12 protein-coding genes and 1 tRNA gene are annotated in these 14,604 nt (G+C 73.7%); all 13 read left to right on the top strand.

All coding sequences use genetic code 11. From position 1 onward, the window contains the following. Positions 1-230: 230 nt before the first annotated feature. The 13 genes from IE245_RS19415 (at position 231) to IE245_RS19355 (ending at position 14,482) form a co-directional block, all read left to right on the top strand. A tRNA-Arg gene (locus IE245_RS19415) sits at positions 231-303 on the top strand. Between the two features lie 161 nt (positions 304-464). Next, positions 465-2,561, top strand: coding sequence for a cupin domain-containing protein (locus IE245_RS19410; RefSeq protein WP_189949235.1), 2,097 nt, complete (start codon positions 465-467; stop codon positions 2,559-2,561). A 90-nt stretch (positions 2,562-2,651) separates the two neighbouring features. Continuing rightward, on the top strand, positions 2,652-3,017 hold the full coding sequence (locus IE245_RS19405; RefSeq protein ID WP_043224835.1) for a PH domain-containing protein: 366 nt from the start codon (positions 2,652-2,654) through the stop codon (positions 3,015-3,017). A 126-nt stretch (positions 3,018-3,143) separates the two neighbouring features. Beyond that, the gene (locus IE245_RS19400; RefSeq protein WP_189949233.1) at positions 3,144-3,977 is read left to right on the top strand and encodes a BRO-N domain-containing protein; all 834 of its coding nucleotides are present in this window, start codon (positions 3,144-3,146) and stop codon (positions 3,975-3,977) included. Between the two features lie 24 nt (positions 3,978-4,001). Further along, on the top strand, positions 4,002-4,889 hold the full coding sequence (locus IE245_RS19395; RefSeq protein WP_189949231.1) for a DUF2797 domain-containing protein: 888 nt from the start codon (positions 4,002-4,004) through the stop codon (positions 4,887-4,889). An 82-nt stretch (positions 4,890-4,971) separates the two neighbouring features. Further along, positions 4,972-5,307, top strand: coding sequence for an antibiotic biosynthesis monooxygenase family protein (locus tag IE245_RS19390; RefSeq protein WP_189949229.1), 336 nt, complete (start codon positions 4,972-4,974; stop codon positions 5,305-5,307). Then, positions 5,294-6,172, top strand: a complete 879-nt coding sequence (locus IE245_RS19385; protein ID WP_189949227.1) for an amidohydrolase family protein — start codon at positions 5,294-5,296, stop codon at positions 6,170-6,172. Before IE245_RS19390 ends, IE245_RS19385 begins: the two co-directional genes overlap by 14 nt. Before the next feature lie 79 nt (positions 6,173-6,251). After that, the gene (locus IE245_RS19380; protein WP_308436621.1) at positions 6,252-7,007 is read left to right on the top strand and encodes a response regulator transcription factor; all 756 of its coding nucleotides are present in this window, start codon (positions 6,252-6,254) and stop codon (positions 7,005-7,007) included. 5 nt (positions 7,008-7,012) lie between these two features. Beyond that, positions 7,013-8,566: a sensor histidine kinase gene (locus IE245_RS19375; protein WP_229851400.1), complete on the top strand. Its 1,554-nt coding sequence runs from the start codon at positions 7,013-7,015 to the stop codon at positions 8,564-8,566. Positions 8,567-8,592: 26 nt separating this feature from the next. Then, positions 8,593-9,876, top strand: a complete 1,284-nt coding sequence (locus tag IE245_RS19370) for a bifunctional glycosyltransferase family 2/GtrA family protein (protein WP_229851399.1) — start codon at positions 8,593-8,595, stop codon at positions 9,874-9,876. Continuing rightward, entirely contained in the window at positions 9,873-12,032 is a 2,160-nt protein-coding gene (locus IE245_RS19365) for an ArnT family glycosyltransferase (protein ID WP_189949223.1), read from the top strand. Before IE245_RS19370 ends, IE245_RS19365 begins: the two co-directional genes overlap by 4 nt. Before the next feature lie 109 nt (positions 12,033-12,141). Further along, a complete protein-coding gene (locus tag IE245_RS19360; RefSeq protein ID WP_189949221.1) occupies positions 12,142-13,665 on the top strand; it encodes an MFS transporter in 1,524 nt (507 codons plus the stop codon). 34 nt (positions 13,666-13,699) lie between these two features. After that, on the top strand, positions 13,700-14,482 hold the full coding sequence (locus IE245_RS19355) for a TetR/AcrR family transcriptional regulator (protein WP_189949218.1): 783 nt from the start codon (positions 13,700-13,702) through the stop codon (positions 14,480-14,482). Positions 14,483-14,604: the final 122 nt, after the last annotated feature.

Raw genomic sequence — 14,604 nt, 5'->3', positions numbered from 1 at the left:
ACCCCCGCATGTGTGACCCCGGTCTCCTTATCCCCCTCCAGTCCCGCTCCCCACGCTGGAACCCCCCGCTCCGCCCCGCCTCTCCCTGCGTCCTCCGATGGCGTTTCCGCAGGTCAGATGGGGTGGGGTAATCGGATTTCACATGACGCCGGGACTCATGTAATGTTCTTCCTGTCGCCGGGACAGCGGGCCGAAAGGGCCGGGAAACGGAGACGAGAACTAAAGAACAAGCACTCGTAGCTTAACGGATAGAGCATCTGACTACGGATCAGAAGGTTGCAGGTTCGAATCCTGCCGAGTGCACACAGATGAGAGGCCCGGACGAGAGTCCGGGCCTCTCGCGTTGTCGGGTGCGGTGAGGTGGCGGCCGACGGGGGCGTACAACCTTTCGGGGGCTCCTCGGTCTTGGGGGGGGCGCGGCGGGTTCCGTCGCACCGCCGTCACCCTTTGAGGAGGCACCTCTCGTGACACGTCCTCGGTCGTCCCGGCTCCGGCTCGCCGCCGGTGCCGTCGTGCTCGCCGCCGCCGTCGCCGGGGGCGGGCTCGCCCTGCCGGGGGCCGCGGTCGCCGCGCCCGTGGCGGAGGCCGTGGGCGAAGTCGCCGTACCGTTCCGGGCCGGGGCGACGCTCGTCGCCTCCGGGGCCGGCGGCTTCCTGTCCACCCTGGGCGACACCCACTACTGGACGCGGTACGCCGACGGGGCGGAGACCCGGCTGCCCCGGCAGGGGGCGGGGGCCTACCGGGCCTCGGCGCAGAGCGACGTCCTCGTGTCGAGCGAGGGCACGCGGTACTTCGTCCACGACATGACCCGGGACGCCGACGCCCCGCCCGTCGTCATCGACAGCGCGTACGAGCTGCGCGGGGTCAACGGATCGACCCTCGTCATGCGCGACGGTGCCGAGGGCGTGCACTTCGTCAGCCGCGTGCCGGGCGGCGAGGTCGTCGACCGGGTCGTCCGCGGGCTGCCGGCGGGCGCCGTCCGGCGCGTGTACTCCACCGCGCCCGGCGCGGTCGCGGTGCAGACCGTCACCGCGGACGCCCTGAAGGACAAGCTCTCGGTGGTCGACGTCGCCACGGGCGCCGTCACCGCGACCTATGACGTGTCCGCCTCCACGGACACCGCGCAGGTCTCGGCGGAGTACGTGGCGTGGCGGCAGGGACCGGACACGACGTGGGTGGCCGACCGGAACGGGGGAGCGCCCGCGCGGCGCTCGTTCTGGGGGCTCCTCGTGCCGGGCGGCTGGATGGCCACCGGCGACGGCCTCGGGCTGAGCCCCGTCGCCGGCGGTGAGACCGTCCACGCCCTGGACTCCGCGCGGCGGGTGGTCGTCGGGGCCGACGGCGCCGCCCTCGTGCACGGCGGCACGCTCGCCGACGGCGTCGGGCTCTTCCGGGTCTCCGTCGGCGCGGACGGGAAGGCCGTCGTGCGGAAGGTCGCCGACAGCGGCGAACGGCTCGAACTCGTCATGGGGAGCGAGTCCGTGCCCGCCGTGATGGACTTCGACCGCGAGCCCCGCCAGTGGATGAGCTGGGAGTTCAACCACCGGGACGTGGACGTGACCGTCGAGCTCACCCACACCGCCACCGGCCGGAAGACGACCCTCACCTCCTGGTGGGAGCCGGACCACTTCGGGAGCCACGTCTCCTGGGACGGCCTCTCCGAGAAGTACTTCGGAACCCCCAACGGCGCCCACACCTGGAAGATGACGACGCGGAGCGTGTTCGGGACCTCGGTCACCCGCGGCGGCACGCTCACCGTCGTCCGCAGTGCCAAGCCGCGCGACTTCACCGACAACGGCGTCGCGGACGTGCTCGTCCGCGACGGCGAGGGCAGGCTGGCCGCCCACGAGGTCTCCCAGCTGGCGGCGCTGGACGCCGAGTGCGGGGAGGAGGGCTGCCGGCCGCAGCTGCGCGCGACCACCTCGACGACGCTCGGCACCGGGTGGAACACGTACACGCTCATGGCCTCGCCCTCGGACCGCACGATCGTCGGGCGGGGCCGCGACGGCGTGCTGTGGCTGCACCGGAGCGAGAAGGGGAAGCTGCTGCCGCGGACGAAGGTCGGCGGCGGCTGGCAGGTCTACAACAAGATCGTCGGCGGCTCGGACCTGAACGGCGACGGGCGCGGCGACCTCCTCGCGACCGACACCTCCGGGGTGCTGTGGTTCTACGCCTCCACCGGTGACACCGCCCGGCCGTTCAAGCCGCGCGTGAAGGTCGGCGGCGGCTGGCAGGTCTACAACCTCCTCGTCGCCCCCGGGAACGTCGCCGGAGCCGGCGGCGGCGACCTCCTCGCCCGCGACAAGGACGGCGTCCTCTGGATGTACCTCGGCAAGGGCGACGGCACCTTCACCGCACGGCGCAAGGTCGGCGGCGGCTGGCAGAAGTACAGCCACATCGTCCCGGGCGGCCGGAACTGGAGGGGCGTCAGCGACCTCTTCGCCATGGGTCCTTCGGGCTCCGCGATCCACTACGGCGCCAACAGCACGACCACGCCCTTCGGGGCCGCCGACAAGGTGCCCGTGAAGGGGGACTCCGCCACGTACAAGTCGCTCTTCTGACCCTGTCCCCGGCGGGCGTTGCCAGGAGCCGGGTACGTGGGGTTAGGTTCGGTTGATCGTATTTTTTGGCTGAAATGTGGGGGGTAGAGCATGGCGCTCTTCGGGAACGCGCACGCCATCGATCCGGCACAGGCGCAGCAGGACTACGCGCGGCTGCTCGGTCAGGGGGAGCAGGTGCACGCCGCGTACCTGTTGATCCGCGACGTCATCTTCTTCACGGACCGGCGGCTCGTGCTCGTCGACAAGCAGGGCATCACCGGCAAGAAGGTCGAATACCACTCGATCCCGTACCGGAGCATCACGCACTTCGCCGTCGAGACGGCCGGCACCTTCGACCTCGACGCCGAGCTGAAGATCTGGATCTCGGGCCAGCAGCTGCCGGTCACCAAGACCTTCACCAAGGGCGTGGACATCTACGAGGTGCAGGCGATCCTCACGCAGTTCGTCGCCCGCTAGCGGACGCGGACATTACTACGAAGGCCCCGGGTTTGCCCGGGGCCTTCCCCTTTTGGGTGAACCCATCAGATTTGCATGTCAGTTGAATATGCCTTCGGCCTAGCGTGCGGGTGGAGGTGATGATCGTTGGACGCGATCGACATCGATGACTTCGTACGGGCCGCTTCGGGAGGCCGGCTGAGGCGGCTGACGGCCGTCGACGGAGCGCACTGGTTCCCCGTCGTGGACGTGGCCCGGCGGCTCGGGTACGCGGGGCCGCGGGAGGCGCTGCGCAGCGTGGCCCTGCCCGCCTGGTGCCTCGCGCCGGCCCGCGAACTGGCGCCGACCCGGGACGTCCTCGCGCGCAGCGGCATCCGGGGCACCGCCCGCATGGTGAGCCTCCCTGGCCTCGTGCAGCTCGTCACCGCCTGCCGCTCGCCGGAGGCCGGGCCGTTCCGGGCCTGGGTGGGCGAGCTGGTGGCCGAGGTGCAGCGGCACGGCGGTTACGGCCTCGAACCGGCGCCCGCGCACAGCGGGTTCGTGCTGCCGCCCGAGCTCGTCGACGTCCTCGTCCGGCTGGAGGGACGGCTGGAGGGACGGCTCGAGGAGGGCGTGGCGGACCTCGTCGCGGACGCGGAGCTGCTGCGGGAGACGAGGCGCAGCCTCTCGAGGGTCGCCGACTCCCTTGAGCGCTCGTTCGCCCTGCCCCGCCAGCGCGGCGGGGAGGGCCCGCCGCCGCTCAGCGCGCAGGAGCTGGTCGAGTCCTGGGAGATCAGCGGCGACATGCGGGCCGTCGCGAGCTTCCTCGCGCCCGCCCTCGTCCGCGGCGGCGTCCGCTGCCGCCCGCAGGACGTCACCCGGCGCACCGGTCTCTCCGGCGAGCGCGTCCGCGACTGCGTCCGGCTGCTCATCGAGCGCGGCTGCATGCGCGAGGTCGGCGACCCCTGTCCGGACGGGACGCGGATCTACGTCCTGCCCTGAGGGCCGTGAGGGGAGGATGGGCGCATGGACGGGGGTACGGGAGGTGGCCGGGGCGTGTGGCGGAGCGGCGGGGTCGGGTGGGCCGGCGGCGCGGCCGTGCTGCGGTGGTGGGGCGGGCGGACGAGCCCGGTCGCGTACGGGCGGCCGCTCGGCTTCCGGGCGGTCGGCGGCCGGGTCTGCGCGGGGGTGCGGGGAAACGCCTGCCCGCTCGGCGCCGCCGTGCCCGGGCGGTCCACCGGCGGGCTCTGCCCCGCCTGCGCGCGGCTCGACCGGGCGCACTCCGTGGCCGCCGACACCTTCGCCGACGACCCCCGGCCCTACCGCGTCTACCTCGCCTGGTTCGGGCCCGGCACCGTCAAGGTCGGGATCACCGGGGAGCACCGGGGGTCCGCACGCCTCCTCGAACAGGGCGCGGTCGCCTTCTGCTGGCTGGGACGCGGGCCGCTGATGGCCGCCCGGCGCACCGAGGAGGTGCTGCGGCAGGCGCTCGGCGTGCCCGACCGGGTGTCGTACGAGCGGAAGCGGGCGCTGCGGGTCGGGCTGCCGGCCCCCGCCGCCCGGCGCGGCGAGGTCGAGGAGCTGTACGGGCGGGCCCTGGGCGTCGGCGGCTGGGGCGACACCCTGGAGGCGCTGCCGTTCGCCGCGCACGACCACGGGGACGTCTTCGGGCTCGGGGAGCTGCCCGTGCTCGACGGGAGCGTCACCGAGCTCGTCGACGGTGGGGTCGTCACCGGTCGGGTGCTCGCCGCCGCCGGCCCCGACCTGCACCTGCGGGACCCCGCCGGCCGCCATCTCGTGCTCGACGGGCGGCTGCTCGGCGGGTGGGGGCTCGAACGGGGCGGGGAGGCGGATTCCTGGAGCGTGCCCGTGGGCGTCGTCGCCGGGGAGAGCGGGCAGGACGGGCTGTTCTGACCGGCCCGGCGTTCGTAAAGTCTTGGATCCCTTTGTCCGGCGGCCGTGGACAGCGTCCGGGCCGCCCGGCGAGGGTGAGCGCATGACGCAGAAACCGATCTCCGGTCTCGAACCCCCTTACTACACCGCCGTCTTCACCTCCCTGCGGCCCGACGCCCCCGAGGGGTACGCCGACACCGCCGCCCAGCTGCGGGAGCGGGTCGCCTCCGTCCCCGGCTTCCTCGGATACGAGTCCGCCCGCACCCCCGGCGGCCTCGGCATCACCGTCGCCTATTTCCGCGACCTGGAGGCCCTCGACGCCTGGCGGCTCGACTCCGCGCACCTGGCGGCGAAGTCGTACGGGCGCGCGCACTGGTACGAGGCGTACAGCTGCCACATCGGGAAGGTCGAGCGGAGCTACGGCTTTGAACGAGAGTGAGGCCGTACGGGGACTGACCGCGCGGCTCGGGCTGCCCGGGCTCGTCGACGTCCACACCCACTTCATGCCGAAGAACGTGCTCGACAAGGTCTGGGCGTACTTCGACGCCGTCGGGCCGATGACCGGGCAGCCCTGGCCCATCACCTACCGCGAGGAGGAGGACCGGCGGGTCGAGCTGCTGCGCGGCTTCGGCGTGCGGGCCTTCACCTCGATGCTCTACCCGCACAAGCCGGGGATGGGCGCCTGGCTGAACTCCTGGGCCGCCGGCTTCGCCGCGCGGACGCCCGGCTGTCTGCACACCGCGACCTTCTTCCCCGAGCCGGAGGCCGCCGCGTACGTCCGGCAGGCCCTCGACGACGGGGCCAGGGTCTTCAAGGTGCACGTCCAGGTCGGCGGCTTCGACCCCAACGACCCGCTGCTCGACGCGGTGTGGGGGCTCCTTGCCGAGAGCGGGACGCCGGTCGTCGTCCACTGCGGCTCGGGGCCCGCACCCGGCGCCTTCACCGGACCGGGGCCGGCCGGGAAGCTGCTCGCCCGGCACCCTCGGCTGCGGATGATCGTCGCGCACATGGGCATGCCGGAGTACGAGGACTTCCTCGGGCTCGCGGAGCGGTACGAGGGCGTGCACCTGGACACCACCATGGCGTTCACGGACTTCAGCGAACGCCTGGCGCCCTTCCCGCGCGCGGCGCTCAAGCGGCTCGTCGGCCTCCAGGACCGGATCCTGCTCGGCTCCGACTTCCCGAACATCCCGTACCCGTACGTCCACCAGCTCGACGCCCTGGAACGGCTCGGCCTCGGCGACGACTGGCTCCGGGCTGTCCTGCACGACAACGGCGCCACGATGTTTCACGTGAAACCCTGAGCCGGGCCGCCCCGGCTTTCTCAGGGAATTCACAGGAAAGCGAAAGAGGGATCTCAGCGGCGGCGGCCAGCGTGGTGCCATGACCGTCACCACTCGCAGCACTTCAGCCCGCCGCGGCACCCGCGCCGATCTGCTCCGTGCCGACGGCACCGCCGTCCGCGTCCTCGTCGTGGACGACGAGGCCTCCCTCTCCGAACTGCTCTCGATGGCCCTGCGCTACGAGGGCTGGCAGGTCCGCAGCGCCGGCGACGGGGCCGGCGCGCTGCGGGCCGTCCGCGAGTTCCGGCCCGACGTCGTCATCCTGGACATCATGCTCCCGGACGCCGACGGGCTCAGCCTGCTCGGCTCGATCCGGCGCGAACTGCCCGAGGTGCCGGTCCTCTTCCTGACGGCGAAGGACGCAGTGGAGGACCGGATCGCCGGGCTCACGGCCGGCGGCGACGACTACGTCACCAAGCCGTTCAGCCTGGAGGAGGTCGTCGCCCGGCTGCGCGGGCTGATCCGGCGCTCGGGCGCGGCGCAGTCCCGCAGCGAGTCGGTGCTCGTGGTCGGCGACCTCACCCTCGACGAGGACAGCCACGAGGTCACCCGGGGCGGCGACTCGATCCACCTCACCGCCACCGAGTTCGAGCTGCTGCGCTACCTCATGCGCAATCCGCGCCGGGTGCTGAGCAAGGCGCAGATCCTCGACCGCGTGTGGTCGTACGACTTCGGCGGCCAGGCCAACGTCGTCGAGCTCTACATCTCCTACCTGCGCCGGAAGATCGACGCCGGGCGCTCGCCGATGATCCACACCCGGCGGGGGGCCGGCTACCTCATCAAGCCGGGGGAGTAGGCCCGGTGCGCCTCCGCCCCCGGAGCGGGTCCCGGCGGCCGTGGTCGCTGCGGACGCGGCTCGTGGTCTCGGCCGTGGCGCTGATCGCGGTCGTCGCGGCCGTCATCGGCGCGGTCACCACCCTCGCGTACCGCTCCTACCTCTACGACCGGGCCGACGAGCAGCTCACCGGGCTCGCCCAGCGGGCCGCCGGGCCGCCGGGCGCGCCGCTCGGCCCCGACCCGCTCCGCGGCCGTGAGCCGCTCGCCTTCCTCGGCACGCCGGGCTCGCCGATCGGCACGCTCGGCGCCGTCGTCGAGGACGGGGACGTCACCGAGGCGGGTTACTCGACCGAGGTGGCCGGCAGCGGCACGGGCGACGGGCCGCGCTTCCCCGTCAGGGAGCTGGACGCGGCGCAGGAGAGCGCACTCGCCGCCGTGCCCCGCGACGGCCGGCCGCACACCGCCGACCTGCCCGGTGGGCTCGGCCCGTACCGGGTCGTCCACACCGAGGGCGCCCACGGCGCCTTCCTCACCGGCATCCCGCTCACCGAGGTCGACAACGCCCTCTCGACCCTCGTCCTCGTCGAGCTCAGCCTCACCGGCGCCTCCCTCGTGGCCGCCTCCCTCGCGGGGACGGTCCTCGTCCGGATCGCGCTGCGGCCGCTGCGCCGGGTCGCCGCCACCGCCGCCCAGGTCGCCCGGTTGCCGCTGCACAGCGGCGAGGTCGCCCTCCACCAGCGGGTGCCGGACGCCGAGGCCGATCCGCGGACCGAGGTCGGGCAGGTCGGCGCCGCCCTCAACCGGATGCTCGACCACGTCCACGCGGCCCTCGACGCCCGCCAGCAGAGCGAGACCCGCGTCCGGCAGTTCGTCGCCGACGCCAGCCACGAACTGCGCACCCCGCTCGCCTCCATCCGCGGCTACGCCGAACTCACCCGACGCGGCAGGGAGGAGTGCGGGCCCGACACCCGGCACGCGCTCGGCCGGATCGAGTCCGAGGCCACCCGGATGACCGGTCTGGTCGAGGACCTGCTGCTGCTCGCCCGGCTCGACGCCGGACGCCCCCTCTCGTACGAGGCCACCGATCTGGTCCCGCTGGTCGTGGACGCCGTCGGGGACGCCCGCGCCGCCGGGCCCGACCACCGCTGGCGCCTCGAACTGCCCGGGGAGGGCGGGCCGGCGGCCGTCCGCGGCGACCCCGCCCGGCTCCAGCAGGTGCTGCTCAACCTGCTCGCCAACGCCCGCACCCACACCCCGCCCGGCACCACCGTCACCGCCCGCGTCCGGGGCGAGGGCGCGAGCGCCGTCGTCGAGGTCCAGGACGACGGGCCCGGCATCCCGCCCGAGCTGCTGCCCGCCGTCTTCGAGCGCTTCGCCCGCGGCGACGCCTCCCGCTCCCGGCAGGCCGGCTCCACCGGGCTCGGCCTCGCCATCGTGCGCGCCGTCGTCGCCGCCCACGGCGGCGAGGTGACCGTCGCGTCCGCACCCGGACGCACCGTCTTCGCGGTGAGGCTCCCGGCGGGGACGGACCCGCCGACGGACTCACAGGCCGGCCACAGGCTCATCACACAGCCGTGACAGCGGGCCCGGCGAGGGTCGTGGGCATGCGAACCCACACCCTCGCGGGGCCCGCGACGCAGGCCCCCGGCGCCCTCCCCGCCCGGGAGCACCTGCCGGTGAGCGAAGCGGGCCGGCCCGTTCTGGACGTGGTGATCCCCGTCCACAACGAGGAGAAGGACCTGGAGCCGTGCGTCCGCCGGCTCCACGCGCACCTCACGCGCACCTTCCCGTACGGCTTCCGCGTCACCGTCGCCGACAACGCCTCCACCGACGCCACGCCCGCCATCGCCGCCGCCCTCGCCGCCGAGGTGCCCGAGGTGCGGTCCGTACGGCTCGAACAGAAGGGGCGCGGCCGGGCGCTGCGGACCGTGTGGTCGGCCTCCGACGCCCCCGTCCTCGCCTACATGGACGTGGACCTCTCCACCGACCTCAACGCGCTCCTCCCGCTGGTCGCCCCGCTCATCTCCGGCCACTCCGACCTGGCCATCGGCTCCCGGCTCGCCCGCTCCTCGCGGGTGGTGCGCGGGCCCAAGCGGGAGTTCGTCTCCCGCGCGTACAACCTGATCCTGCGCGGCTCGCTCGCCGCCCGCTTCTCCGACGCCCAGTGCGGCTTCAAGGCGATCCGGCGCGACGTCGCCGAGCGGCTGCTCCCGATGGTCGAGGACACCGGCTGGTTCTTCGACACCGAGATGCTCGTCCTCGCCGAACGGGCCGGACTGCGGATCCACGAGGTGCCCGTCGACTGGGTCGACGACCCCGACTCGACCGTGCACATCGTGCGGACCGCCACCGACGACCTGAAGGGCGTCTGGCGGGTCGGACGGGCGCTGGCGACCGGCTCGCTGCCGCTGGACCGGCTCGCCCGGCCCTTCGGCGACGACCCGCGCGACCGCGAGCTCTCCGGGGTGCCCGGCGGGCTCGCCCGCCGGCTCGTCGGCTTCTGCGTGGTCGGCGTGCTCTCCACCCTCCTCTACCTGGCTCTCTACTCCCTCTTCCGGCTCGGCACCGGCGCCCAGCTCGCGAACGCCGCCGCCCTCCTCGTCTCCGCCGTGGCCAACACGGCCGCCAACCGCCGGCTCACCTTCGGCGTCCGGGGCCGCGACCGGGCCGTCCGCCACCAGGCGCAGGGGCTCGTCGTCTTCGCCATCGGCCTCGCCCTGACCAGCGGCTCCCTCGCCGCGCTCGGCGCGGCCACCGGTGAGCCGGCGCGTTCCACCGAACTCGCCGTGCTCGTCGTCGCCAACCTCGCCGCGACCGTGCTCCGCTTCCTGCTCTTCCGGCTCTGGGTCTTCCCGGACCGCCGACACCCCACGGGGGACCCCCGATGACCGCACCGACCCCGCCCGCGGTCCCCGCCGCCGTCTCCTCCGCGTCCCCGGCCGCGCACGCCGGGCCCCGCGCCCCCGGCCGGCTCGCCCGGCCGTGGCGCGGCCGCCCCGACGACGCCCCCTGGGTGCGCCCGGCCTTCCTCGGCCTGCTCGCCGTCACCACCGCGCTCTACCTGGGGAACCTGTCCGCCTCCGGCTACGCCAACTCCTTCTACTCGGCGGCCGTCCAGGCCGGCGGAGAGAGCTGGAGGGCGTTCTTCTTCGGCTCGCTCGACGCGGCGAACGCCATCACCGTCGACAAGCCGCCGGCCGCGCTCTGGCCGATGGCGCTCTCCGTCCGCCTCTTCGGCCTCGGCTCCTGGCAGATCCTGCTGCCCGAGGTCCTGATGGGCGTGAGCACGGTCGCCGTGCTGTACGCGGCCGTCCGCCGCCGCTTCGGCGCGGGCGCCGGCCTGATCGCGGGCACGGTCCTCGCGCTCACCCCGGTCGCCGCGCTGATGTTCCGCTTCAACAACCCGGACGCGCTGCTCGCCCTGCTCATGACCGTGGCCGCGTACGCGGTGCTGCGGGCCCTGGAGCGGGCCGGGGGCTCCACGAAGTGGCTGGTCGCGGCCGGGGTCGCGTTCGGGTTCGCCTTTCTGACGAAGACCCTCCAGGCCTTCCTGATCCTGCCGCCGCTCGCACTCGTGTACGCGGTGTGCGCGCCCTCCCGGCCGCTGAAGCGGCTCGGTCAACTTGGCCTCGCCGGGCTCGCCCTGGTCGTCTCCGGCGGCTGGTGGGTGGCGCTCGTCGAGCTCTGGCCGGCGGCCTCGCGCCCGTACGTCGGCGGCTCGCAGAACAACAGCTTCCTGGAGCTGACCTTCGGCTACAACGGCCTCGGCCGGCTCAACGGCGACGAGGTCGGCAGCGTCGGCGGCGGGGGCGGGCCCGGCGGCGGGCAGGGGGGCCGCTGGGGCGAGACCGGGCTGCTGCGGATGTTCAACGACTCCATCGGCGGCCAGATCTCCTGGCTGCTCCCCGCCGCGCTGCTGCTGCTCGTCGCCGGACTCGTCGTCACCCGGCGGGCACCGCGCACGGACACGGCCCGGGCCGCGTTCCTGGTGTGGGGCGGCGCGCTGCTGATGACGCTCGGCGTCTTCAGCTTCATGGCCGGCATCTTCCACGAGTACTACACCGTGGCCCTGGCCCCGTACCTCGCCGCCCTCGTCGGCATGGGCGCGGCGGTGCTGTGGGAGGAGCGGACGGCGCTCGCCGCCTCGGCGGCCCTCGCGGCGGCGGTGGGCGTGACGGCGTGGTGGGGCTGGACGCTGCTCGGCCGGACGCCCGACTACCTTCCGTGGCTGCGCTGGACCGTCCTCGTCGTGGGTGCGGTGGCCGCGTTCGGGCTGCTCGCGGCGGGCCGCGCCGGCCGGCGCCTCGGGCTCGCCGCGGCGGGCCTCGGCCTGGCGGCGGGGCTCGCGGGCCCGTTCGCGTACACCCTGGAGACGCTCTCCACCGGCCACCAGGGCTCCATCGTCACGGCGGGCCCCTCGGGCGCCGGCTTCGGCGGAGGCGGCGGCCCGGGCGGTGGCGGTGGCTTCCCCGGCGGGGGCCGGCGCACGGACGGAGCCGGGCAGCGTACGGACGGCGGCATGAGGCCCCCGAACGCCCAGGCTCCGAGCGGTCAGGCTCCGAACGCCCAGGCTCCGAACGGCCGTCAGGCGCAGCCCCCCACCGGCGGGATGCCCGGCCTCGGCGAGCGCCCCGGCGGAGGCGGTGGCGGCATGGGAGGCGGCGGCATGGGCGGGCTCCTCAACGGCACCGCCGTCGGTGCGGAGGCCAAGACGAAGCTGCTCCAGGACGCCGACGCGTACACCTGGGCCGCGGCGACCGTCGGCGCCCAGAACGCGGCCGGCTACCAGCTCGCCACCGAGAAGCCGGTCATGGCGATCGGCGGCTTCAACGGCAGCGACCCGTCCCCGACCCTCGCCCAGTTCAAGCGGTACGTCGCCGAAGGAAAGATCCACTACTTCATCGGCGGAGGCGGAGGCGGCGGTACGGGCGGCCCCGGCGGCGGTGCCGGCTCCGGCTCCGAGATCAGCACCTGGGTCCAGGAGAACTTCACCTCCACCACCGTCGGCAGCGTGACCTTCTACGACCTGACCAGCGAGAAGTAGCCAGGCCCCCTCGGCTTCGGCCGGGCCCGGAGAAAATCGCTATACAGCGTAAGAGGGCTCCTCTACGGTGTACGAGTCCTGAACCTCGTACACCGTATAAGGAGTTTCCATGACGGCCACGCCCACGGCCGCGCCGCAGGCCACCGGCGGCCACCCCCAGCGCTGGCTGATCCTCGGCGTCATCTGTCTCGCCCAGCTCACCGTGCTCCTCGACAACACCGTCCTCAGCGTCGCCATCCCCTCGCTGACCACCGAGCTGCACGCCTCCACCAGCGACATCCAGTGGATGATCAACGCCTACTCGCTCGTCCAGTCCGGCCTGCTCCTCACCGCGGGCAACGCCGCCGACCGCTACGGCCGCAAGAAGCTGCTCGCCGTCGGCCTCGCGCTCTTCGGTCTCGGCTCGCTCGCCGCCGGCCTCGCCGACTCCACCGGGCAGCTGATCGCCGCCCGCGCGGGCATGGGCGTCGGCGGGGCGCTGCTCATGACCACCACGCTGGCCGTCGTCATGCAGATCTTCGACGACTCCGAGCGCGTGAAGGCCATCGCCCTCTGGGCCACCGTCAGCTCGCTCGGCTTCGCCGCCGGGCCGCTGATCGGCGGAGTGATCCTCGACCACTACTGGTGGGGGATGATCTTCCTGATCAACATCCCGGTGGCCGTGATCGGCCTGGTCGCCGTCCTCAAGCTGGTCCCCGAGTCGAAGAACCCCCAGGGCGAGCGCCCCGACCTGATGGGCGCGCTGCTCTCCACCATCGGCATGACCGCCGCCGTGTACGCGATCATCACCGGCCCCGAGCACGGCTGGACCTCCACCGAGGTGCTGGTCCCGGCCGCGATCGGCGTCGTCGTGCTCGCCGCCTTCGCGCTGTGGGAGCTGCGGACCCCGTACCCGATGCTCGACATGCACTTCTTCCGCAACCAGAAGTTCGTGGGCGCGGTCGCCGGCGCGATCCTGGTGATGTTCGGGATGGGCGGCTCGATGTTCCTGCTCACCCAGCACCTCCAGTTCGTGCTCGGCTACGAGCCGCTGGAGGCCGGCCTGCGGATGGCGCCGCTCGCGCTGACCGTGGTCGTCCTCAACCTCAGCGGCATCGGCCCGCGGATCGTGATGAGGCTCGGCACCCCGCTCACCGTCACGGTCGGCATGACGCTGGTCGCCGCCGGTCTCGCGTCGATCGCCCTGATCGGCGGCGGCACCGAGGGCACCTACTGGGGCATGCTGCTCGGCCTGGTCCTCATGGGCACCGGCCTCGCGGTCTCCAACCCGGCCATGGCCAACGCGATCATGAGCGCGATCCCGCCGGAGAAGGCCGGCGTGGGCGCGGGCGTCAACGGGACCCTCGCCGAGTTCGGCAACGGCCTCGGCGTCGCCGTCCTCGGCGCCGTCCTCAACGCCCGCTTCGCCGCCCTCGTCACCGTCACCGCCACCTCGCTCCCGGCGGCCCTCGCGGCGGCCGGCGACGAGGCCGAGCGGACGCGGATCTCCGACGCCTTCGCCTCCGGGCTCCAGACCAGCCAGCTGGTCGGCGCGGTCGCCGTCCTCGTCGGCGGTCTGCTCGCCGCCTTCCTGCTGAGGCGGGCGGAGCGGACGGAGCAGGCCGCGGCGACCGAGCCCGTCGTCGCTGCCTAGCATGGTGCCGACTGCCGACGGACGGAGTACGAGCATGGTCAAGGCCGCGGACCGGGACAGGAACCCGACGGGCTCCAGCGTCTGGCTGGAGCAGCGGGCCGCCCGCGGCGGCGGCGGTCCCGCCGGGCTCGACCGGGACCGGATCGTGGCCGCCTCGGTGCGGATGCTCGACCGGGACGGGCTCGCCAAGCTGTCGATGCGGCGGCTCGCGGCCGAGCTCGGCGTCACCGCGATGTCCCTGTACTGGTACGTGGACACCAAGGACGACATCATCGAGTACGCGATCGACACCGTGTACGCGGAGATCGACCTGGACGCGGTGGCCGCCGGGGCCGACTGGCGGGAGCGGATCCGGACGCTCGCCCTGCACTACCGGCGGATGCTGGTCCGCCACCCGTGGATGTCGCCGTGCGCGGGCCAGTACCTGAACATCGGGCCGCACGCGATCGCGGTCGGATCCAAGATCCAGGAGGCGATCCGGGAGACCGGGCTGCCGCTGAGCGGCCAGCCGGGCGCGATGGCGGCGGTCTTCCAGTTCGTGTACGGCTACGGCACGATCGAGTCGCAGTTCGAGCGGCGGGCGGCCGAGGCGGGCATGACGCAGGACGCCTTCTACACCGACTCCGTCGCCGCCTTCCGGGACGACCCGCAGTTCCGCGAGGTGCTGGAGCCGATGACCGACATCCTCGACGAGCGGGCCTCGCACGGCTCCGTCTCGGCCATCTGGGAGCGGGACTTCGCCTACGCCCTGGACATCCTGGTGGCCGGCATCGAGGCGATGGTGGCCCGTGAGGCGGGGGAGAGCCGGGAGGCCTGAGTGACCGGCGGGTTCAGTGAGCCGGGAGCGGCCCGCGAGACCGGCGGGGCTCCGGCAGCATGACGGAGCGGCGGGCCGTCCCCTGCCCGCCGCTCCGTACCGACCCGGCCGCGCCTCCGCTC

The sequence above is a fragment of the Streptomyces roseolus genome, assembly GCF_014649855.1.
Taxonomy (GTDB): Bacteria; Actinomycetota; Actinomycetes; order Streptomycetales; family Streptomycetaceae; genus Streptomyces; species Streptomyces roseolus.
Note: the sequence above shows the minus strand (reverse complement) of the source record. Positions and strands in the feature narration are given on the sequence as shown.

Bases quoted from the DNA above. Each gene is read 5' to 3' on its own strand.
- IE245_RS19380 (WP_308436621.1), top strand. From the start codon at position 6,252: ATGACCGTCACCACTCGCAGCACTTCAGCCCGCCGCGGCACCCGCGCC.
- IE245_RS19395 (WP_189949231.1), top strand. From the start codon at position 4,002: ATGGACGGGGGTACGGGAGGTGGCCGGGGCGTGTGGCGGAGCGGCGGG.
- IE245_RS19360 (WP_189949221.1), top strand. From the start codon at position 12,142: ATGACGGCCACGCCCACGGCCGCGCCGCAGGCCACCGGCGGCCACCCC.
- IE245_RS19390 (WP_189949229.1), top strand. From the start codon at position 4,972: ATGACGCAGAAACCGATCTCCGGTCTCGAACCCCCTTACTACACCGCC.
- IE245_RS19370 (WP_229851399.1), top strand. From the start codon at position 8,593: ATGCGAACCCACACCCTCGCGGGGCCCGCGACGCAGGCCCCCGGCGCC.
- IE245_RS19355 (WP_189949218.1), top strand. From the start codon at position 13,700: ATGGTCAAGGCCGCGGACCGGGACAGGAACCCGACGGGCTCCAGCGTC.
- IE245_RS19365 (WP_189949223.1), top strand. From the start codon at position 9,873: ATGACCGCACCGACCCCGCCCGCGGTCCCCGCCGCCGTCTCCTCCGCG.
- IE245_RS19405 (WP_043224835.1), top strand. From the start codon at position 2,652: ATGGCGCTCTTCGGGAACGCGCACGCCATCGATCCGGCACAGGCGCAG.